Raw genomic sequence first — 20,915 nt, 5'->3', positions numbered from 1 at the left:
CCACATCAGTGGAAGACAGGGGATCGTGCTTCGAACTATGCTTTTTCATGGTCTCGCCCTCGCTGCCGTTGGCTTCTTTGAACGCCACCGTGGCACTGTGATGCCTCGGCGGGGGCGAGTCCATCGATTACAGGGACCGCGAAAATGTCATGGGGTGTGAAGCGGCCCCAAAAGCACTCAGGCGCGCACATAGCGCTGGCGCAATGCATCGCTCAACACATCCACCAGCAGCACCAGCACCAGCATCCCGATGATCACCGTGCTGGCCTGGGCCTCCTGGAACAGGCTCAGGGTGGTGTACAGCATCTGCCCCAAGCCACCCGCCCCGACAAACCCCAGCACGCTGGCCATGCGGATGTTGTTCTCCCAGCGGTACAAGCTGTAGGCCAGCAACTGCGGCCACAGGTTGGGCAAGGTACCAAAGCAGAACGCCGCCACCTGGCTGCCGCCCTGCAGGCGGATAGCCGCTGCCGGCTCTGGCGGTGCGTTCTCCAGCGCCTCGGCAAACAACCGCCCCAGCACGCCAGCGGTATGCAGCGCCAAGGCCAGGGTGCCGGCATTGGGGCCAAGGCCTGCCGCCAGCACCGTCAATGCCGCCCATACAAGCTCAGGGATGGCCCGCAGGGCATTCAGCAACAACCGCGACACAGCCTGCAACGGCCAGCCGAACCGCCCCGCCGCCGGCAGCGCCAGCAACATCCCTAGTACCATCGCCAGCAACGTGCCCAGGCCAGACATGGCCAGGGTCTCCTGCGCCCCACGCCACACCGCTTTCAGGTGCTCGGCGGACAGGTCCGGGTGCAGGAAACGCCCGGCATACTCGCCAATCTGCCCCAACCCGCCGTTGCCGACCAGTGCCTGCAAGTCCAGCTCCAGATAAGCAAACGAAGCCACTACCGCCAGCGCGATGGCGCCAAGCAGCAGCAGGTTGATCACCCGGTTCATGCCAGCCTCCCGCGCAGCAGGCGGCTGAGCAGGTCGGCCAGCATCACCAGCACCAGGAACGTCAGCAACATGCTCGCCACCTGCGCACCGGCGAACATGCGCATCGACAGGTCAATCTGCTGCCCCAGCCCGCCAGCACCGACAAACCCCATCACCACCGATGCCCGCACCGCGCACTCCCAGCGGTACACGGTGTACGACACCACTTCCGACGCAGCATTGGGCAGGATGCCGTACAGAAACGCCGCCAGCCGGCCACTGCCCGCCTGCAACAAGGCATGGGCCGGGCGCTGGTCGACCGACTCGAAAATTTCGGCGTAGACCTTGCCGAGCATGCCGCTGTAGGTAATGGCGATCGCCAGCACGCCCGCCGTTGGCCCCAGCCCCACGGCCCGCACAAACAACAGCGCCCAGACAATTTCTGGCACGCTGCGCAGAAAAATCAGCAACCCGCGCACCGGCAGGCGCAGCAAGCGCGACCACAACCCGGCACGCCCGCCACGGGAGGCGGCACGCAACGACAAGGCGCGGCTGGCCATCAGCCCGGCCGGAACGGCCAGCAGCAATGCCAACGCCATGCCAGCAGTGGCCACGGCCAGGGTTTGCAGAGTGGCTTCGTACAGCAACGCGAGAAAGTCGGCATCGTGTGCCGGTGGCCAGAAGGCGCTGGTGAAACTGGCGATCTGCTGTCGGTTCTCCGCCTGCAGCAATACCCACGGGTTCAGCTCGCTCAACTGAATGCCAGGCCACAGCACGACAATTGCCAGCAAGGCCAGCAGCAACCGCGGCAGCAGGGCCGGGTCGCGGGTTTCGGCCTTCAGCATCGCGGAATCTGCACAGTAAGGCTCGGCCCCAGGGTGGGCGGCGACACCAGCTGTTCGTTAGCGTACAGCGCTTCCAGCATGGGTTCGGTCACCGCATCGGCCGGGCAGTCAAACACCACCTGCCCCTCGCGGATACCGATCACCCGCGGGAAATGCGCCAGCGCCAACTCCACGGCATGCAAGCTCGCCACCAGCGTCACGCCGTTGGCCTGGGCATGGCGGTTGAGCAAGGCCAGGCTGTGGTCGGCCAGCACCGGGTCCATGGCCGATACCGGCTCGTCAGTCAGCAGCACCTGCGGCCGCTGGTAAAGCACCCGGGCAATGCCCACGCGCTGCAACTGGCCACCGGACAATTGCCCGCACTGCACGAACAGCTTGTCGGCCAGGCCCAGCTCGGCCAAAACCTGGCGCGCCCCCGGCACATCGCCGGGGTACAGCAGGTTGAACAAGCCGCGCAGTACACCCCACTGCCCCAGGCGGCCAGCCAGCACGGCGGTCACCACCCGCTGACGCGGTGGCAAGGGCGGCGCCTGATGCACCAGGCCCACCCGCGCCCGCAAACGCTGGCGTGCCCTGGCTGACAATGCCCAGGGCTGCTCGCCGAGCAGCTCCAGGTGCCCGCTGCTGGGCTGGATGGCCGTGGCCATCAGGTGCAGCAAGCTGGACTTGCCCGCCCCCGAGGGCCCGATGATGGCAACGCGCTCGCCCTGCTCGATGCGCAGGCTGATCGCATCAAGCGCGCGTACCGGGCCATGGCGCAGGCTGGCACCGTGCAGATCGATGGCCACATTCGAAGCGGTCACTTGAGCAGGCCGGCCTCGCGTGCGGCTTGCTCGGTACCCTTGTAGTTCTCAGGCTTGGTTTCGATGAAGCGGCTGGCGGCCTGCAGGTCGAGGATCGCCTTGTGCTCCGGGTTGGCCGGGTCGAGATCGAGGAAGGCTTTCTTGATCTTGGCTTTGAGCGCCGCGTCCATGTTGCCGCGCACGGTCCAGTTGTAGTCGAAGTAGGTCGGGGTGGTGGCGAACACCTTCACCTTGCTGGTATCGACCTTGCCGGCGTCCACCAGCTTTTGCCACACACTGGCGTTGAGCACGCCTCCATCGACCTTGCCAGCCTGCACCCAGGCCACGGTGGCGTCATGGGCGCCAGAGTAGGCCACGCGGCTGAAGTACGCTTCAGGCTTGATGTTGTCCTGCTTGAGCATGAAGTAACGCGGCATCAGGCTGCCCGACGTGGACGAGATGGACCCGAAGGCAAACGACTTGCCCTTGAGGTCGGCCAGGCTCTTCACGTCGGGGTTGGCAGTGATGAACTTGGAGGTGAATTGCGCGTCCTGCTCACGCTGCACCAGCGGCGTGGCAGTCGGGTCTTTCAGGTAGACCTGGACAAAGGTAAAGCCGCCCAGCCAGGCCAGGTCCAGGCGGTCGGCGGCCAGCGACTCGACCACGGCCGGGTAATCGGCCACCGGGACGAACTTCACCTCCATGCCCAACTGTTTGGCCAGGTACTCGCCCAATGGCTTGAACTTGCGCTGCAGTTCGGTAGGCGCTTCGTCGGGGATGGCGCTGACCCGCAGGGTTTCAGCAGCCTGAACGGCAACGGCACAGCAGGACAATACAAGGCCGGCGGCGAGCGCCAGGGGGCGTTTGAACATGAGTGTTCTCCGGTTCAATAGCGGGGAATGGCCAACATTGATGCCAGCACCGGCAAGTATAAGAGGCAAAGGCCCGATGGCCAGCTTTGCTAAACTCGCGCAACAATCTGACCTGCCGAGGTACGTATGAGCGAGCCGATTCGCCTGACCCAGTACAGCCATGGCGCCGGCTGTGGCTGCAAGATTTCGCCCAAGGTGCTGGATGTGATCCTCGCCGAAAGCGGCGCCCAGGCCCTGGACCCGAAACTGTGGGTGGGCAACGCCTCGCGTGACGACGCCGCCGTGTATGCGCTGGACGACGAGCGCGGCGTGGTCTCGACCACCGATTTTTTCATGCCGATCGTCGATGACCCGTACGACTTCGGCCGCATCGCCGCTACCAACGCCATCAGCGACATCTACGCCATGGGCGGCGACCCGCTGATGGCCATCGCCATCCTTGGCTGGCCAGTCAACGTGCTGCCCCCTGAGGTTGCTCGTGAAGTGATCCGTGGCGGCCGCGCGGTGTGCGCTGAAGCCGGTATCCCGCTGGCCGGCGGCCACTCCATCGACGCCCCCGAACCCATCTTCGGCCTTGCCGTGACCGGTGTGGTGAGCAAGCGTCACCTCAAGCGCAACGACACCGCCACTGCCGGCTGCCAGCTGTACCTGACCAAGCCACTGGGCATCGGCATCCTCACCACTGCCGAAAAAAAGGCCAAGCTGCGCACGCAGGACCAGGGCCTGGCCCGCGACTGGATGTGCACCCTCAACACCCCCGGCAGCCGCTTCGGCAAGCTCGACGGGGTCAAGGCCATGACCGACGTCACTGGCTTCGGCTTGCTCGGGCACCTGGTCGAGCTGGCTGAAGGCAGCGGCCTCACCGCGCACCTGGACTACGCCGCCGTGCCCCGCCTGCCCAGTGTCGACCACTACCTGGCCGAAGGCTGCATCCCGGGTGGAACCCTGCGCAACTACGAAAGCTACGGGCACAAGATCGGCGCCCTCAGCGACGACCAGAAACACCTGCTGTGCGACCCGCAGACCAGCGGCGGCCTGCTGGTGGCGGTTGCGCCGGAAGGTGAAACCGAGTTCCTCGCCTTGGCGGCCGAACTGGGCCTGCAACTGGCGCCGATCGGCAAGCTGGTCGAGCGACAGCGCCACGCGGTCGAGGTGATCTGATGCGCCCCGACTGCACCGACTTGCGCCAGCTGTTCCTCGACGATGTGCCGATGATGGACATGCGCGCCCCTGTCGAATTCGCCAAAGGCGCCTTCCCAGGTGTGGTCAACCTGCCGTTGATGAACGACCAGGAGCGACAGAAGGTCGGCACCTGCTTCAAACAGCAGGGCCAGGCCGCCGCCATCGCCCTTGGCCACCAACTGGTCAGTGGCACCACTAAACAAGCACGGATGGACGCCTGGGTGGCATTCACCCAGGCCCACCCGCAAGGCTACCTGTATTGTTTTCGGGGCGGCCTGCGCTCACAGATCGTGCAGGGCTGGCTGCGCGATGAGGCGGGTATTCATTACCCGCGTGTCAAAGGTGGCTACAAGGCCATGCGCACCTTCCTGCTGGACACCACCCAGCAGGCGGTGGCGCAATGCGATTTCGTGCTGCTGGGCGGCCTGACGGGTACCGGCAAGACCGATGTGCTGCACCAGCTGGACAACGTGCTCGATCTGGAAGGCCACGCCAACCATCGCGGTTCCAGCTTCGGCAAACGCGCCACGGCGCAGCCGGCGCAGATCGATTTCGAAAACCAGCTGGCCATCGATGTGCTGAAAAAGCGCGCCCGTGGGATCAGGCAGTTCGTGCTGGAAGATGAAGGCCGCATCGTCGGCAGCTGCACAGTGCCGCTGGAGCTGTACCAGGGCATGCAGCAGTACCCGCTGGTGTGGCTGGAAGACAGCTTCACCCACCGAGTGGAGCGCATCTTGCGCGACTACGTGGTCAACCTCAGTGCCGAATTCGTCGGTGTGCATGGTGAGGACGATGGCCGCCGGTTGTTTGCCGAGCGCATGCGGCAGAGCATGGCCAACATCTACAAGCGCTTGGGTGGCGAGCGCTATCAGCGGCTGTCGGCGATGCTGGGCCAGGCGCTTGAAGAACAACAACGCAGCGGCGCGGTGGACCTGCACCGGGGCTGGATCGAGGGCTTGCTGAACGAGTATTACGACCCGATGTATGCCTACCAGCGTGCGGCGAAGGCAAAGCGTATCGAGTTTGCCGGGGATGCCGTGGAAGTGCGCGAATACCTCAAAGCCCGGGCACTGCGCAAACCTCATCATTAGCACCGGCACAGCCGGTGTCCGAAACCGAGTCGCCCTCTTCGCGGGTTTACCCGCGAAGAGGCCGGTACAGGCAACCTTACTGCCCCGGGCTGAGCACCCGTTCCAGCTCCGCCGCCCGGTCGCGGGTCATGTCCATCATGCAGGTCCCACCCTCCAGCTGCGCCATGGTCCCGCCACTGGCCTGCACATGAAACTGGCAATTGCCATCACGGTAGGCAAGCCATTTTCGCTGCACATCCCGCAGGCTCTTCTGCTGCCCGGCATCCAGCTTGGCCATCAATTGCTTGTACACCCGGTTCAGGCGCTGGTCCTGCACTTGCGTCTCGGCCTTGATGCATTCGCTCATGGCCACCGTGCTGGAGGCCTTGTCCATGCACTTTCCGTAGGCCGGCGTGTAATCGTCCGCCACGGCGAACGGTAAAACGCAGGCCAGAGCCAGGCCTGTCAGGTAATGCTTGATCATGCAAACCCTCCTTGGGGTATCAAAACGACTGCGGCTGTTCTGGCGGCATCAGCACATTGCCTGGGTGGAAGCGCAGCGATGGCATCTGCGTTGCCGAATACAGCGCCACGCCCAACGCCGCAATCAACGCCACATCAAGCCAGTTCCAGCCCGGCATGTCGTCGGCGCTGCGTGCCTTCCAGCAATGCCAGGCCTGGCCCAGGCAGAACACCACAATGGCCGCCAGCCACAGATAGAAGCCAGCACCAAAACCGGTCAGGTCGTTAAACTCGTAGCTCTGGTTGTCTGGCAGGCGGGTGATGCCGAAACTGCTGGCCGCCAGGTACAACGCCGCCAACCCGGCCAGCAGTGCCAGGCGGCGGAACCGCCGATGGGCAAGAATGGCCACGGCCAGCAGCGGGTTGGCAAACCATTGGTACAAACCGAAGGGCATGCCCCATGGCCCGTACAGCAGCATCTGCAGGGCCGGCATGTGGCGCCCGCCGCTCATCAGCGCGCCATCGAAAAAAAGGGCGAGCACATACAGCAGCAGGCTGATGCTCAGGTAGAAAACGGGCAAGGGACACACCTGGAGGAAACGGGACAGCCTACGACCTTAACCCAGGCACTGCCCCGCTTCCAGACCCTGGGTAGGTGCTGCACGGCAACACCATGCGGCGTAAGGCTATACAACCGCTGGCTCAAGCAACAAGCCATAGATACCCGAGTCAGACAGCTCGCCGGCCACGCACCAGCGCGCCCGCAGGGTGCCTTCAAGCACAAAGCCCTGCCGCTCAAGGGTACGCGCCGAGCCCTGGTTACGCGGGTCGATCTCCCCTTCAAGGCGGCGCATGTGCAGGGTATGGGCGAGGTAGTCGATAAAGCAGGTGAGCGCTTCGTCCATGTAGCCCCTGCCCTGTACGGCGCTGGCCAGGCAATAGCCGATCTCGCCGCGTCGGGACACATCGTCGATGTTGAACAACTGCACCATGCCGATGAGCTCGCCGTTGTCACGGCGGTACATGCCAAGCTTGAGCTGGTCGCCATTGGCATAAGCTTCGCGGTCGGCGGCCAGGGCGCTTTCGGCCTCGGCCAGGTCTTGCCAGGGGGCATGGTGCCAATAACGCATGACCTCGGGGTCGGCCATGATCGCCAGCCACTGCGCGGCATCGGCATGGCGCATGGGGCGCAACTGCAACCGCGGGCTGTCGAGGCAGAGGTCACTGGGGAAACTGCGGGGTGGGGTCACGCCGGATCTCCTGTCCATTGCTGGGGAGATGACAGTTTAACGTCAAGTGCAGGGTTCGGGCATCCCGGGGCTGCTTTGCAGCCCATCGCGACACAAGGCCGCTCCTACAGAGGTACGCGGGCCCTGTAGGAGCGGCCTTGTGTCGCGATGGGCCGCAAAGCGGCCCCGAAAATCGTTCAGGCGCCGCGATTCATGCCCATTTCCATGTCATTGATCAGCGCCTTGGCCATGGCACTGAGAATCCGCGCCGCGCTGCCGGCAATCTTGTCGCCCTCCATCTCGGCCTCTTCGTTCAGGTGCTTGATGCAACCTATCAACACCGACAATTCATCGAATGCCAGATCAAGCGGCACACCCGGCTCTACCCGGTACAGCTCAAGGAATTTTTCCACACCGGCGGTGGTGCGGGATTTGAGGTGTTCGCTCATGCCTGGGCCTCCTGCGATTTGATGTGGGCTAGCAGGGCGTGAAGCAGCTCGGTTTGCGTCGACATCTGCTCTAGCAGGCTGGAACGAACGGCTGGGGCTCCGGCGTCGAGGTATTGAAGGATAGTGTTTGAGAGGTAGTCCATGACCTGGGTGGCCTGAGACTTGGCGGCTTGGTAGGTAAGGTCTGTAACGGGTGGATCAGGCACAAGTTTTTTCATGATTGACTCCAATAGGTTCAAAGGAGCAACCACCTGAAATCCTTCTCACAGATTTGGGCGGCAGCCGTGCGCGAGGTGAGAAGCCCGTGTTGGAGTCACCACGGTCAGACCGAGGCCTGCACGCGCACAGCTGCCATGAACTGACAGGAAGACTACCAACGACGAGTTCTCACACTCGCTCGCCTTATCGGGCGAGCAGTGAAGTTATCCCTGGAGTATTTCCCTGTATGTCAGACGGCATCCGACTGAGGTCGTAGGATAATTCCCAATCCCTGGCAACCTGAAGCATTTGGTTTCAAGTTCAGAATTTTCTTACAGCCGATGGCCTATTCGCGGGCACGCCCGCTCCCACAGGGACCCCACATTGCTTAAGTTCTATGCAGTACCTGTGGGAGCGGGCGTGCCCGCGAATAGGCCTGCGCAGGCGCCCAAGATGGCTCAGGCCACCTCTGCCCCATCATCCGGCCAATGCGGCTCGTTGGCCCCTGGCGGGGTCAGTGGTGGCAGGCCATACGCGGCACGCGCATCGTCGCAGCTGGGGTTGTGCACTCCCCCCTCCCACGATGCATCGAACTCGCGACAAGGGCTGGAACGGTTGGCATAAATGGTACAAGCCACTTCCTTACCGATCTCGCCCTCAAGGCTGACGCAGCGGCATGGCTTGGCGTCAGTGCCGATCATGGCAACACGGGTGGGGTTGATCTGCACCACCAGGTCGTCCGGCACAAGGCCCCCGGCAGACTGGCATTCGCCCCAGAAGAAGGACACACGGAAGTACCCGCAGCAGGCGCCGCAGTCAAGGCAAGGGTTATATTCAGACATGATGCCACGGAGGGAAGGTTGTTGTTATCGGGGCTGGCCCGCGGCGCCATTTTTAATCGAACCCGGGGCGGCTGGATAGAGGGCGCATGCAAATAAATCTGCCACTGATCCGGCCGCCCGCTTCATTCAGCGTAATGCCTTGTAGGTAGTGGCATCCCAACGCTGCAGCGCCAGGCCTTCGGTCGGGTCATAGTCATCACCACACACCTTGCTGAAATGCGTGCGGGCTGGGCCGCAGTGCACCAACCGGTCGTGCTTCTCACCCTCGGTCAGCACCGTGTAGGAGTTGCTGCGCATGGCCTGGTACTTGGCTTCGGCTGCTGCCATGGCCTGGTGATAGTTCTTCAACTGGCTGTCATTCAAGGCCAGTCGCTTGCCCAGCTGAACACCCCAGCGGGTCAGGCAGACTTCGGCCAGATGGCGAACGATCAGCCCAGGCTCCCTGAGCACTTTGCCGTCGCTCGCACCATCGGCCGATGCATTGCCGACCAGCGTGGCATGACGCCCCGGCATTGGATAAATGCAGATCTGCGTACCACTGGCGACTGAAGGAATCACGCAGGCAAACCCTTTGGAACGCTCATCCCGCGAGTAGAAGCCGACATATTCGCGCACGTTTGCCGCCAGGGTGGTGCGCTCGGCTTGCACATTACCAACGCCTGGCACCGGGTCGATCGCAAAAATGTTCACCGGTACGTTTCGCAATACCGGGTCTTTCGCCATGGCGTTGGCCAGCATGTGGCAGCTGATGCCGCCCCGGCTCCAGCCCACCAGGTTCACCTGGGTCGGAATGCGCGGCTTGCGGAACATGCTGATGATGCGCTCTTGCAACTCCTGCGGGGTCGGGTGGCGGTCACCGTAGTCGTAGGTACGCCAGAACCACGAGGCGGTGGAGGAAACGTCCGGAACAGGTACGCCAGCGGCCTGCAGCCGCGCGTACTCTCCCTCGCTCAGCTTGGTGCGCTGCCAGCTGCTTTCGCCTTTGATCACCTGCAGCACGTGGTTGACGTTTTCTTCCCAGCCGCGGCCGAACAACTGGCCGGTCCAGTTGAAGTAGCCACCGGGTTCGACGAACAGCTTGTCATCCTGAAGGTTGCCGCTGCCGGGGCCGTCAACGGCGATCCAGTGGGCGAACTCGCGGCCTTGGTCGTTGCTGGCCAGGGTAGAGACCAGCTCGCCGTTCCAGAAGTTGGGGTTGGCATCGTCGAAGCGGTGCGAGCCGGTGCCGCAGAAATAGGCGGTGAAAACACTCATGGGTGGGTCTCTGTGATGAGAAATGAGTGCTGAAGATAGGTAGGCTGATCGGTGAAAAGCAGGCGGAAAGCTCGCCCTGCTGCACAATCGAGGGGCTGCTTTGCAGCCCATCGCGACACAAGGCCGCTCCTACAGGGACCGCGCATCGCTTGAAAACGGCGCTGTACCTGTATGTCGCGATGGGCCGCTAAGCGGCCCCGGTGGCTTACTTGCGGGCCAACCCGTCAGCCCGGAACATCTGCCGGATCCCGCGGATGGCCTGGCGAATGCGGTCCTGGTTCTCGATCAGGGCAAAGCGCACATGGTCATCGCCATACTCGCCAAAACCGATCCCCGGCGACACGCACACCTTGGCCTCGGCCAGCAGCTTCTTGGCAAATTCCAGCGAGCCCATGTGTGCATATTGCTCTGGGATCTTCGCCCACACGTACATCGAGGCCTTGGGGTTCTCGACCATCCAGCCCAGCTCGTGCAGCCCCTTCACCAGCAGATTGCGGCGCTGGCGGTATTGCTCGGCAATGTCACGGACGCATTGCTGGTCACCTTCCAGCGCGGCAATGGCAGCGACCTGCAGCGGGGTGAAGGTGCCGTAGTCGTGGTAGCTCTTGATCCGCGCCAGGGCGTTGACCAGCTCGGGGTTGCCGACCATGAAGCCGATCCGCCAGCCCGCCATGTTGTAGCTCTTGGACAGGGTGAAGAACTCCACCGCAATGTCCTTGGCGCCAGGCACCTGCATGATCGACGGGGCTTTCCAGCCGTCGTAGACGATGTCGGCGTAGGCCAGGTCATGCACCACCAGCACGTCGTACTGCTTGGCCAGGGCCACCACGCGCTCGAAGAAGTCCAGCTCCACGCACTGGGCGGTGGGGTTGGACGGGAAGCCGAGGATCATCATCTTCGGCTTGGGGATAGACTCGCGGATGGCCCGCTCGAGTTCATTGAAGAAGTCCACACCCGGTACCAATGGCACCGAACGCACCTGGGCACCGGCGATGACCGCGCCGTAGATATGGATCGGGTAGCTGGGGTTGGGCACCAGCACCGTGTCGCCCTGGTCGAGGGTGGCCAGCATCAGGTGGGCCAGGCCTTCCTTCGAGCCGATGGTGACGATGGCTTCGCTTTCCGGGTCGATGTCGACCTCGTAGCGTTCCTTGTACCAGTTGGAAATGGCCCGGCGCAGGCGTGGGATGCCGCGAGAGGTGGAGTAGCCGTGGGTGTCTTCACGCTGGGCGACCTGCACCAGCTTCTCGACGATGTGCGGCGGGGTGGCGCCATCGGGGTTGCCCATGCTCAGGTCGATGATGTCCTCGCCACGGCGGCGGGCAGCCATCTTGAGTTCGGCAGTGATGTTGAAGACGTAAGGGGGGAGACGATCGATGCGCGCAAAGCGGCGCGGCGAACCTGGGTTGGCCATGGCTTCCTCTGAGTACGTAAGCGCCCGGAACCGTCCGAGCGACGTTGGCCGATGTGGCGGCCTGGATCAGAAGATAGTGCCGAAACAGGATGCCTGTAAAGGACAATTTCCTGTTTTGTTAGATCTTTTCAGATGTATTTTTTGAAAATGCCAGATTTATGTTTCCCTGCACTGGCCTCTTCGCGGGCTCGCCCGCTCCCACAGGTTAACTTACAGCCCCTGGGGCCTGCGCCGTACCTGTGGGAGCGGGCAAGCCCGCGAAGAGGCCGGCACAGGAAAAGAGGCATAAAAAACCCCGGCACAGGGCCGGGGTTTTCGTGAAGCAGGCAGCAGTATCAGCGTGCGTAAGTCATCAGCACGTCCGCAGCGGTCTGGCTGTCCACACCCATCATCACGCTCAGCGCAGTGACAGTGAGGATGGAGAAGCCGAACACCTTGCGGGCCCACTTGCTGTCGTCCTCGGCCTTGTAACCACCCCATGCCATGTACAGCCAGTACAGGCCCATGGCAGCTGCCACGGCCATGTAGCCGAGGCCGGCGTAACCGCCGAGGGTGAGCATCAAGGTGGCGAGCACGAAGGCCAGCACGTACAGCACGATCTGCTTCTTCGCCGCGAGGACACCGCGCGCCACCGGCAGGACCGGAATGTTGGCAGCGCTGTAATCCTTGAAGCGGAAGATAGCGATGGCAAAGCTGTGCGGCATCTGCCACAGGCTGAACATCACCAGCAGAGTAACCGCAGCCAGGTCGAAGCTGTTGCTTACGGCGCAGTAGCCGATCACCGGAGGCATGGCACCCGACAGGCTGCCGACCAAGGTGCCGTGCACCGATTTACGCTTCAGCCACAGGCTGTAGAAACCGACGTAGACGATGAAGCCAATCAGCGCACAGAACGCCGACAGTGGGTTGGCCTGGACATACAGCAGGCTGAAACCCGCCACCCCGAGCAGGGTGGCGTAGATCAGCGCGAGGGGCAGCGACATGCCGCCCTGCACCATGACGCGGTTCTTGGTGCGCTCCATCTTGTGGTCGATGTCACGGTCGATGCAGTTGTTGAACACGCATCCGGACGCAACCACCAGCGAAGTACCGATCACCACCGCCAGGAACAAGGCGAAGTCCACATGGCCCTTCGAGGCAAGGAAGAAACCGCCTGCCACGGAAAGCACGTTACCGAAAATGATCCCCGGTTTGGTGATTTGGATAAAGTGCTTAACGGACATGCAGTCTTACCTCACTTGGCCATCATTTCGACGTGGATGTTGAACATGATCCACAGCGACAGGCCGACCAGCAGTGCAATTACCAGTACGGTGAACAGGAACGTCGATACGTTGTTGCGTTGCTCTTTCGAGCGGTCCATGTGCAGGAAGTAAACCAGGTGTACAACCACCTGGATCACGGCCATGGCAACAATGATCAGAACGGTCAGGTTCTTCGGCAGGCTGGCGGTCATGGCCAGGGCGAACGGGATAGCAGTCAGGATGATCGACAGGACAAAGCCGATCATGTACGACTTGACGCTGCCGTGGTTGCCTTCGTGATGAGTGTCGTGTGCGCTAGCCATTACAGAACCCCCAGCAGGTAGACGACGGTGAATACGCAGATCCAGACCACGTCCAGGAAGTGCCAGAACAGGCTCAGGCAGCTCATGCGGGTCTTGGCGGTCGGCGTGATGCCATGCTTGTTGATCTGGTACATCATGATTGCCATCCAGATCAGGCCGGCAGTCACGTGCAGACCGTGGGTACCTACCAGGGCGAAGAACGCCGACAGGAAGCCACTGCGCTGCGGGCCGAAGCCCTCGCTGATCAGGTGATGGAATTCATAGATTTCCATCGCGATGAAGCCTGCACCGAACAGGAAGGTCACAGCCAACCAGCCCAGTACACCGGCTTTCTTGCCATCGAACATCTTCAGCATGGCGAAGCCGAAGGTGATCGAGGACAGCAGCAGGAACAGCGTTTCAACAGCTACGAAATCGAGCTGGAAGATGTCATGACCCGACGGGCCGCCGGCAAAACTGCCGGACAGCACCGCGTAGGTAGCGAAGAGCGACGCAAACAGGATGCAGTCGGTCATCAGGTACAGCCAGAAACCCAGTACGGTCATCTGGCCCGAGTCGTGGTGGTGGTCGTCATGCCCATGGTCGTGACCATGAGCAGCGCCGTGCATTACTTGACTGGACATTGATTACACCCGCTCAAACGATTCGACACGTGCGCCGGCAGGCAGAGCACCTGCTTTGGCCAGCGCTTTCAGACGCTCGCCTTCGATGCGCGCCACTTCTTCAGCCGGAACCATGAAGCCCTGGTCGTCACGTGCAGCGTGGCGAACGAAGACTGCGATGGTTGCTACCAGGCTCGCGCCTACCAGCCACCAGATGTGCCAGATGAAGGCAAAGCCGAATACGGTCAGCAGCAGGCCCATGAACAAACCGGTAGAGGTGTTGCTCGGCATGTGGATCGCTTCGTACTTGCCCGGCACCTTGTAGGCAACACCGGCTTCTTTGGCTTCGTGCCAGCAGTCCAGGCCAACTTTCTCAGGCATGTGAGCGAAGTTGTAGAACGGAGGTGGCGAAGAAGTCGACCATTCCAGGGTACGGCCGCCCCATGGGTCGCCGGTCACGTCCAGGTTCTGGTTGCGGTCGCGGACCGAAACGAAGATCTGGATCAGCTGGCAAGCGATACCGAACAGGATCAGCACGGCGCCGGCTACCGCTACCCACAGGTAGGGTTCCCACAGTGGGTTGTCGGAGTGGTTCAGACGACGGGTCATGCCCATGAAGCCCAGGGCGTACAGCGGCATGAACGCAACGTAGAAGCCCGAGATCCAGAACCAGAAGGCAGCTTTGCCCCACTTCTCGTTCAGGGTGAAACCGAAGGCTTTCGGGAACCAGAAGGCGAAACCGGCGATGTAGCCGAATACCGCGCCACCGATGATCACGTTGTGGAAGTGCGCAATTACGAACAGGCTGTTGTGCAGAACGAAGTCAGCACCTGGAACGGCCAGCAGTACGCCGGTCATGCCACCGATGGAGAAGGTGACCATGAAGCCCAGGGTCCAGAGCATCGGTGCGGTGAAGCGCACACGGCCTTGGTACATGGTGAACAGCCAGTTGAACAGCTTCACACCGGTCGGGATGGAGATCAGCATCGTCGCCAGGCCGAAGAAGGTGTTGACGCTGGCGCCGGCACCCATGGTGAAGAAGTGGTGCAGCCAAACCGCAAAGCCGAGGATGGCGATCGCGCCCGATGCATAGATCATCGAGTGGTGGCCGAACAGGCGTTTGCCAGAGAACGTCGAGGTAACTTCCGAGAACACGCCGAAGGCCGGCAGGATCAGGATGTAAACCTCAGGGTGACCCCACGCCCAGAACAGGTTGACGTACATCATCGGGTTCCCACCAAGCTCGTTGGTGAAAATGTGGAAGTCCAGATAACGGTCAACAGTCAGCAGTGCGAGTGCAGCAGTCAGGATCGGGAACGAAGCAACGATCAGCACGTTGGCCCAGGTGCAGGTCCAGGTGAAGATCGGCATGTCCATCAGCTTCATGCCAGGTGCGCGCATCTTCATCACGGTGACGAGGAAGTTCACGCCGGTAAGCGTCGTACCCAGTCCGGATAGCTGTAGCGCCCAGATGTAGTAGTCGACACCCACCCCAGGGCTGTACTGAATGCCTGCGAGCGGCGGATAGGCAACCCAGCCGGTCTTGGCGAATTCACCAACGCCCAGCGAGATGTTGACCAGCAGCACGCCTGCCAGCAGCAGGTAGAAGCTCAGGGAGTTCAGGAACGGGAAGGCAACGTCACGTGCACCGATCTGCAGAGGAACCGCGAGGTTCATCAGGCCGGTGAAGAACGGCATCGCCATGAAGATGATCATGATCACACCGTGAGCGGTGAAGATCTGGTCATAGTGTTCAGGCGGCAGGTAGCCTTCGGAGCCACCGGTAGCGGCAGCCAGCTGGGTACGCATCATGATGGCGTCGGCAAAGCCGCGCAGCAGCATGACCATCGCGACGATGATGTACATCACGCCGATCTTTTTGTGGTCGACAGTAGTCAACCACTCGCTCCACAAGTAGGTCCACTTGCGGAAATAGGTGATAAGACCGACGACAGCGATACCGCCGAGCGCGATCATGGCAAGCGTCACCATGACTATCGGCTCGTGATAGGGTATCGCCTCCAGGCTTAGTTTACCGAACATCTCTTACTCCTCTGCACCGGCAGCTGGTTGCATACTCGATTCCACACCCTTGGTTGTGGCCAGATCTTTGCTGCCTGCTTCTTCGTGGACCGGCTTGCCGCGGTTCATGCCTTCGTACTTGTCGACGATGGACTGGAACAGCTCTGCTGGCGCCTCGCTGTACAGCGCGACTGGGTTGTATTCGCTAGGTTTGGCCAGAGCTTCGTACTCGGCTTTGCCCAGTTTCAACGGCGACTGCTTGACCTCGGCGACCCACTTGTCGAAGTCTTCCTGAGAGGTGGCAGTAGCCTTGAATTTCATGCCGGTGAAACCAGCACCGCTGTAGTTGGCGCTGATACCGTCAAACACACCGTTCTCGTTGGCGATCAGGTGCAGCTTGGTGGTCATGCCGGCCATCGCGTAGATCTGGCCACCCAGGCCCGGGATGAAGAACGAGTTCATCACGGCGTCGGAGGTGACGCGGAAGTTCACCGGGGTATTGGCCGGGAAGTTGATCTTGTTGACGGTGGCAATGCCCTGTTCCGGGTAGATGAACAGCCACTTCCAGTCCAGTGCGACCACGTCGATCTGGATCGGCTTCACGTCCGAATCCAGCGGACGGTACGGGTCCAGCTTGTGGGTGGAGTGGTAGGTGACGTAACCCAGGGCGATGATGATCAGGATCGGGATGATCCACACCGCGGCCTCGATCTTGGTCGAGTGCGACCAGTCAGGGGTGTAGGTGGCAGCCTTGTTGGAAGCACGGTACTTCCAGGCGAACGCCAGGGTCATGATGATCACAGGGATGACCACCAGCAGCATGAGGCCGGTAGCGATCAGGATCAGGTTCTTTTGCTCAATGCCGACCTGGCCCTTCGGGTCGAGCAGGGTCCAGTTGCACCCACTGAGTAAAAGCATGCCTAAAAAGGGCAATATGCCAAACAGTCTGGGGTAACGCTTTTTACTCATCTCACGACCTCTAGATCAGCTTGCTTCAATGCAATTTGTGTTTTGGTAGCCAACACTTCGTCCTGCCAAGTGAGGCATTTTGCGCCCGTACTCGCTCCTGCCTGGGGTCCGACTGCATGACCTTGGCTTCAAGCGTGTTAGCGGTGCTTATGGTTTCGTAGGCAACAGGCCTGTACTTCAGACCAAGTCCATTTGGTGCGGGAAAACGCGGAGGGGGGTCCGCCCGGTATCGCCGTTGGGCGAAACTTGACGAAGTCAGCAAAAAGGAGCGCTGGGGCTTCCTTCAATCCTGCGACTCGCAAGCAGTGCCGAACGGAAATTGGGGGCGATTGTAGTGAGGTCGCCAACCCTTGACTATGACTTATTGAGCAACAGTCTTTTACAGAATGCGTAACAATGCTGCTCGATAATTCAACTTCGCGACAGTTTGTCGCACCCCGCTTGCTAGGCCTCAAAGCCGCATTCTGCAAGGCCTTGTGGTTGATCTGGATCAAGCGGTGAGCGACATTTCACTCTTCTCATGCGGTGTAAAAGACCACATGCAATTCAGGACCTTTGTCTAAGCCTGGCGTCGGTTGCGGTAGATCCCGAGCGGAACCAGGATGGCGGTCAGCACGAACGCCACGAGCGCCCATTGCGCCAGTGACAAACCGAGGAGCGGCGGGTACGGCGTGCTGCAGAAGCCGTCGACCTGGAACGCCAGCGGCCAGAGTTTGGCCAGCGGCAGGTCGTCAACGATCGGCTGGAGGGTGTCGATGCCACAGCTGACCATGGGGTTGGCGAGTATATACACATGGTTGCCGGCCGCAATGATTCCGCCAATTGCGCTAAGCACCACCAGTGCCTCGAAGAAGGTCAGGCTGCGGCGCCCGGGCATCGCTGCGGCGATGAAGGCGAATACGGCAATGAACAGCAGCGCGTAACGCTGCAGGATGCACAGCGGGCACGGTGCCTCGCCCAGCACCACTTGCATATAGAGGGCGCCGCCGATCAGCGAGAGGCAGATCAGGCCCAACAGCACCAGAAAGCGCCGTTCCCGATTCAGGCGCGATGTTTGTTCGTTCATTGCCGGTTCCTTCGATGGATAGTGGCAGCGTGGTCCGCCTGCCTGAGCGCAAGTCTACACGCTGGGCAGGGCCTTTGAGCGTGCCGAGGAAGCGGCGTGACAGCACTGCGCTGGGCTATCCGGTGTGGCTGAGACCGACCATGAGAACGTCGGTTCAACGCTGGGCGGCAAAAAAACGGCTGCCCGGGTGCCGCGCAGGGGCAAGCCCCTCGACACCCGGGAGTGAAGGATACCGTGATTAAAGGAGGATTAAAGATGAAAGCGGTGAGCCCGGTTTCATCTTTCCTTTATATATAGGCAGGAAGTAATCGTGTACGCCTGTGCCGGCCCCTTCGCGGGTAAACCCGCTCCCACAGGACTCCACAGGTTTCAAATGCTGTGGGGTATCTGTGGGAGCGGGCAAGCCCGCGAAGGGGCCGGCACAGGTGTTAGATCACTCCAGGGCAGCCGCCGGCCCGAAGAACTCGTAGCGGCTCTGCTGCTCTGGCACACCCAGGCCCTTCAACTGGCGCTTCACCGCCGCCATGAAGGCCTTCGGCCCAAGGAAGTAGGCATCCACATCACGCTCCTGCGGCAGCCACTCGCCCAGCAGGTCCTCGCTCAGCAGGCCGACGGCATCGGCCTCGGCACCACCCTCCGGCTCGGCATAGCAGTAGAAGCGCTTGAGCTGCGGATGACGCGCCGCCAGGCCATCGACCCAGTCACGGAAGGCATGCACCGCGCCGTTACGCGCGCAGTGGATGAAATGCACCTCGCGCCGGGTTTGCAGCGCCGCCTGCAACATCGCCAGGGTCGGGGTGATGCCCACGCCCCCGCTGATCAGCACCAGCGGCTTGTCGCTGGCTGCCAGGGTAAAGTCACCCGCAGGCGGGAACAGTTGCAGGGTATCGCCCACCACCAGCTCATCGTGCAGGTAATTGGAAACCTTGCCGCCCGCCTCGCGCTTGACGCTGATGCGGTACTCCTTGCCATCGCACAGCGCCGACAGGGAATAGTTGCGCCGCTGCTCGGCACCGTCGATGTCCAGCTTCAGGCCGATGTACTGGCCTGGCTCGGCCTTGAGCACCGGCTTGCCATCCACCGGGGCTAAGTAGAACGAGACGATCTCGCTGCTTTCCTGCTCGCGACGTACCAGGCGGAATTCGCGGGTACCGCGCCAGCCGCCTTCAGCCTCTTCCTTCTCTTTATAAAGATTTTCTTCAGCACCAATCAGGATGTCGGCCAGCTGGCCATAGGCCGCGCCCCAGGCTTCGATCACCGCAGGGGTGGCGATTTCCTTGCCCAGCACTTCCTCGATGGCGCGCAGCAGGCAGCTGCCGACGATCGGGTAGTGCTCCGGCAGAATCTGCAGGGCAACATGCTTGTTGATGATCTGCCCCACCAGGCCGCCCAACTGCTCCAGCTGGTCAATGTGGCGGGCATACATCAGCACGCCGTTGGCCAGGGCCCGTGGCTGGTCACCACTGGCCTGGTGGGCCTGGTTGAACAGTGGACGGACCTCTGGATACTCGTTGAGCATCATCTTGTAGAAGTGGGTGGTCAGCGCTTCGCCGCCGCTTTCCAGCAGGGGTACAGTGGCTTTGATGATTGCACGTTGTTCGGCATTGAGCATTGCGACAACTCCTGAGCCTGTGGCTTCAAATGACTGCCCTAGCCATTTCAGCAATCGTGCCAACTTTTATAGCCAGCAAAATCAGGGGTTTGAGGCAGGTCATGTCAAAAAGACCTACCTCGGCGTATAGTCATATCGACCCATAGGAGTCTTTATGACCACAAAGCCATTGCTCACCGCCTTGCTGCCCTTGGTCAGCGACCTGTCCCGCGATTTGCCCGACCAGGAACGCTACCGTCGCCTGCTGCAGGCCATGCGCGGGCTTCTGCCGTGCGATGCCGCCGCGCTGCTGCGCCTGGATGGTGAATGGCTGGTGCCGCTGGCAGTGGATGGTCTGAGCCCTGACACCTTGGGTCGGCGCTTCCGGGTCAGCGAGCACCCACGGTTCCAGATCCTGCTCAGCCGCCCGGAACCCACCCGTTTCGCCAGCGACTCCGAACTGCCCGACCCCTACGATGGCTTGGTCAATGCCCCGGATGCCAGCCTTGAAGTGCACGACTGCATGGGCTGCCCGCTGATGGTCGATGAGCGCCCTTGGGGCCTGGTCACCCTCGACGCCCTCACCCCCGGGCAATTCCAGAGCCTGGAACTGGATGCCCTGCAGGCCTTCGCCAGCCTGGCCGCCGCCACCGTTACCGTGGCCGAGCGCATCGAGCACCTGGCCCTGCGCGCCGAGGACGAACACCACCGCGCCGAGATCTACCGCCAGGCCAGCGGCCAGGATAAAGAACTGATTGGCCAGAGCCCGGCGCACAAGCGCCTGGTAGAGGAAATCCGCCTGGTCGGTGGCAGCGACCTGACCGTGCTGATCACCGGCGAAACCGGGGTCGGCAAGGAACTGGTGGCCCTTGCCCTGCACCAGGCCAGCAGCCGCGCCGACAAGCCGTTGGTCAGCCTCAACTGTGCCGCCCTGCCCGACACCCTGGTAGAAAGCGAACTGTTCGGCCATGTACGCGGTGCCTTCACCGGTGCGCACGGCGAGCGCCGCGGCAAGTTCGAGCTGGCCAATGGCGGCACGCTGTTCCTCGACGAAGTGGGCGAACTGCCACTTACCGTCCAGGCCAAACTGCTGCGTGTGCTGCAAAGCGGCCAGTTGCAACGCCTGGGCTCGGACCGCGAGCACCGCGTGGACGTGCGCCTGATTGCCGCCACCAACCGTGACCTGGCAGCAGAAGTGCGCAACGGCAACTTCCGCGCCGACTTCTATCACCGCCTCAGCGTGTACCCGCTGCACGTGCCGCCCTTGCGCGAACGTGGTCGAGATGTACTGCTATTGGCTGGCTACTTCCTCGAACAGAACCGTTCTCGCCTGGGCCTGAACAGCCTGCGACTGAGCCCCGAAGCGCAGGCCGCGCTGCTGGCCTACGACTGGCCAGGCAACGTGCGCGAACTGGAACACCTGATCGGCCGCTCGGCCCTCAAGGCACTGGGCCAACACCCCGATCGGCCCCGCATCCTCACACTCGAAGCCATCGACCTGGACCTGCGCGTGTCCTCGGACACACCGCCCCCCCTGCCCTCCCCTGCAGCCCCGCCCCAGGTGGCAGCATTGCC

22 protein-coding genes are annotated in these 20,915 nt (G+C 62.0%); 3 read left to right on the top strand and 19 right to left on the bottom strand.

What is annotated here, in order from left to right; translation table 11 throughout:
- Positions 1-177: 177 nt before the first annotated feature.
- Genes phnE through AK81_RS26630 form a run of 4 tightly spaced genes read right to left on the bottom strand, consistent with a single transcriptional unit; the run spans position 178 to position 3,423 of the window.
- Positions 178-945 (bottom strand): phosphonate ABC transporter, permease protein PhnE, encoded by a 768-nt coding sequence (gene phnE, locus AK81_RS26645; RefSeq protein ID WP_043204169.1) that lies wholly within the window; start codon positions 943-945, stop codon positions 178-180.
- Positions 942-1,769: a PhnE/PtxC family ABC transporter permease gene (locus AK81_RS26640; RefSeq protein ID WP_043204166.1), complete on the bottom strand. Its 828-nt coding sequence runs from the start codon at positions 1,767-1,769 to the stop codon at positions 942-944. Before AK81_RS26640 ends, phnE begins: the two co-directional genes overlap by 4 nt.
- Positions 1,763-2,572: a phosphonate ABC transporter ATP-binding protein gene (locus AK81_RS26635; RefSeq protein WP_081042161.1), complete on the bottom strand. Its 810-nt coding sequence runs from the start codon at positions 2,570-2,572 to the stop codon at positions 1,763-1,765. Before AK81_RS26635 ends, AK81_RS26640 begins: the two co-directional genes overlap by 7 nt.
- Positions 2,569-3,423 carry a putative selenate ABC transporter substrate-binding protein gene (locus AK81_RS26630; protein WP_043204165.1) on the bottom strand — a complete coding sequence of 285 codons (855 nt, stop codon included), beginning with the start codon at positions 3,421-3,423 and terminating at the stop codon, positions 2,569-2,571. Before AK81_RS26630 ends, AK81_RS26635 begins: the two co-directional genes overlap by 4 nt.
- A 126-nt stretch (positions 3,424-3,549) precedes the next feature.
- Here AK81_RS26630 and selD point away from each other — a divergent pair, with 126 nt between their 5' ends.
- A complete protein-coding gene (gene selD / locus AK81_RS26625) occupies positions 3,550-4,584 on the top strand; it encodes a selenide, water dikinase SelD (RefSeq protein ID WP_043204164.1) in 1,035 nt (344 codons plus the stop codon).
- On the top strand, positions 4,584-5,696 hold the full coding sequence (mnmH, locus tag AK81_RS26620; protein WP_043204162.1) for a tRNA 2-selenouridine(34) synthase MnmH: 1,113 nt from the start codon (positions 4,584-4,586) through the stop codon (positions 5,694-5,696). The genes selD and mnmH overlap by 1 nt, the downstream gene beginning before the upstream one ends.
- 76 nt (positions 5,697-5,772) lie before the next feature.
- Here mnmH and AK81_RS26615 read toward each other — a convergent pair whose 3' ends face one another.
- From AK81_RS26615 to hmpA, 15 genes are all read right to left on the bottom strand, one after another.
- Positions 5,773-6,159: a lysozyme inhibitor LprI family protein gene (locus AK81_RS26615; RefSeq protein WP_043204160.1), complete on the bottom strand. Its 387-nt coding sequence runs from the start codon at positions 6,157-6,159 to the stop codon at positions 5,773-5,775.
- A gap of 19 nt (positions 6,160-6,178) precedes the next feature.
- Positions 6,179-6,718 (bottom strand): hypothetical protein, encoded by a 540-nt coding sequence (locus AK81_RS26610; protein ID WP_043204158.1) that lies wholly within the window; start codon positions 6,716-6,718, stop codon positions 6,179-6,181.
- Positions 6,719-6,823: 105 nt separating this feature from the next.
- Entirely contained in the window at positions 6,824-7,387 is a 564-nt protein-coding gene (locus tag AK81_RS26605) for a GNAT family N-acetyltransferase (protein WP_043204156.1), read from the bottom strand.
- A gap of 176 nt (positions 7,388-7,563) precedes the next feature.
- Positions 7,564-7,815 (bottom strand): DUF3077 domain-containing protein, encoded by a 252-nt coding sequence (locus AK81_RS26600; protein WP_043204154.1) that lies wholly within the window; start codon positions 7,813-7,815, stop codon positions 7,564-7,566.
- Complete coding sequence (locus AK81_RS26595; RefSeq protein WP_193393779.1) at positions 7,812-8,033, bottom strand: hypothetical protein; 222 nt, start codon at positions 8,031-8,033, stop codon at positions 7,812-7,814. The genes AK81_RS26600 and AK81_RS26595 overlap by 4 nt, the downstream gene beginning before the upstream one ends.
- 438 nt (positions 8,034-8,471) lie before the next feature.
- Positions 8,472-8,855: a YkgJ family cysteine cluster protein gene (locus AK81_RS26590; protein ID WP_026034689.1), complete on the bottom strand. Its 384-nt coding sequence runs from the start codon at positions 8,853-8,855 to the stop codon at positions 8,472-8,474.
- Between the two features lie 126 nt (positions 8,856-8,981).
- Entirely contained in the window at positions 8,982-10,109 is a 1,128-nt protein-coding gene (locus AK81_RS26585) for a hypothetical protein (protein ID WP_043204148.1), read from the bottom strand.
- A 205-nt stretch (positions 10,110-10,314) separates the two neighbouring features.
- Entirely contained in the window at positions 10,315-11,523 is a 1,209-nt protein-coding gene (gene alaC, locus AK81_RS26580) for an alanine transaminase (RefSeq protein WP_043204147.1), read from the bottom strand.
- A gap of 335 nt (positions 11,524-11,858) precedes the next feature.
- Positions 11,859-12,746 carry a heme o synthase gene (gene cyoE / locus AK81_RS26575; protein ID WP_043204146.1) on the bottom strand — a complete coding sequence of 296 codons (888 nt, stop codon included), beginning with the start codon at positions 12,744-12,746 and terminating at the stop codon, positions 11,859-11,861.
- A gap of 11 nt (positions 12,747-12,757) precedes the next feature.
- Positions 12,758-13,090 (bottom strand): cytochrome o ubiquinol oxidase subunit IV, encoded by a 333-nt coding sequence (gene cyoD / locus AK81_RS26570; RefSeq protein ID WP_043204144.1) that lies wholly within the window; start codon positions 13,088-13,090, stop codon positions 12,758-12,760.
- Complete coding sequence (gene cyoC / locus AK81_RS26565; protein WP_043204143.1) at positions 13,090-13,713, bottom strand: cytochrome o ubiquinol oxidase subunit III; 624 nt, start codon at positions 13,711-13,713, stop codon at positions 13,090-13,092. Before cyoC ends, cyoD begins: the two co-directional genes overlap by 1 nt.
- A gap of 3 nt (positions 13,714-13,716) precedes the next feature.
- Positions 13,717-15,735: a cytochrome o ubiquinol oxidase subunit I gene (gene cyoB, locus AK81_RS26560; protein WP_043204141.1), complete on the bottom strand. Its 2,019-nt coding sequence runs from the start codon at positions 15,733-15,735 to the stop codon at positions 13,717-13,719.
- 3 nt (positions 15,736-15,738) lie between these two features.
- Positions 15,739-16,683, bottom strand: a complete 945-nt coding sequence (gene cyoA, locus AK81_RS26555; RefSeq protein WP_043204139.1) for a ubiquinol oxidase subunit II — start codon at positions 16,681-16,683, stop codon at positions 15,739-15,741.
- A gap of 559 nt (positions 16,684-17,242) precedes the next feature.
- Complete coding sequence (locus AK81_RS26550; protein WP_016484939.1) at positions 17,243-17,749, bottom strand: disulfide bond formation protein B; 507 nt, start codon at positions 17,747-17,749, stop codon at positions 17,243-17,245.
- Between the two features lie 433 nt (positions 17,750-18,182).
- Positions 18,183-19,361: an NO-inducible flavohemoprotein gene (gene hmpA / locus AK81_RS26545; protein WP_043204136.1), complete on the bottom strand. Its 1,179-nt coding sequence runs from the start codon at positions 19,359-19,361 to the stop codon at positions 18,183-18,185.
- Between the two features lie 154 nt (positions 19,362-19,515).
- Here hmpA and norR point away from each other — a divergent pair.
- Positions 19,516-20,915: nitric oxide reductase transcriptional regulator NorR (norR, locus tag AK81_RS26540; protein WP_043204135.1), on the top strand; the 1,400-nt coding region annotated here is incomplete at its 3' end.

Origin of the sequence: Pseudomonas putida W15Oct28 (assembly GCF_000708715.2) — a bacterium.
Classification (GTDB): domain Bacteria; phylum Pseudomonadota; class Gammaproteobacteria; order Pseudomonadales; family Pseudomonadaceae; genus Aquipseudomonas; species Aquipseudomonas putida_R.
This window is presented reverse-complemented; position numbering and strand designations above follow the sequence as displayed.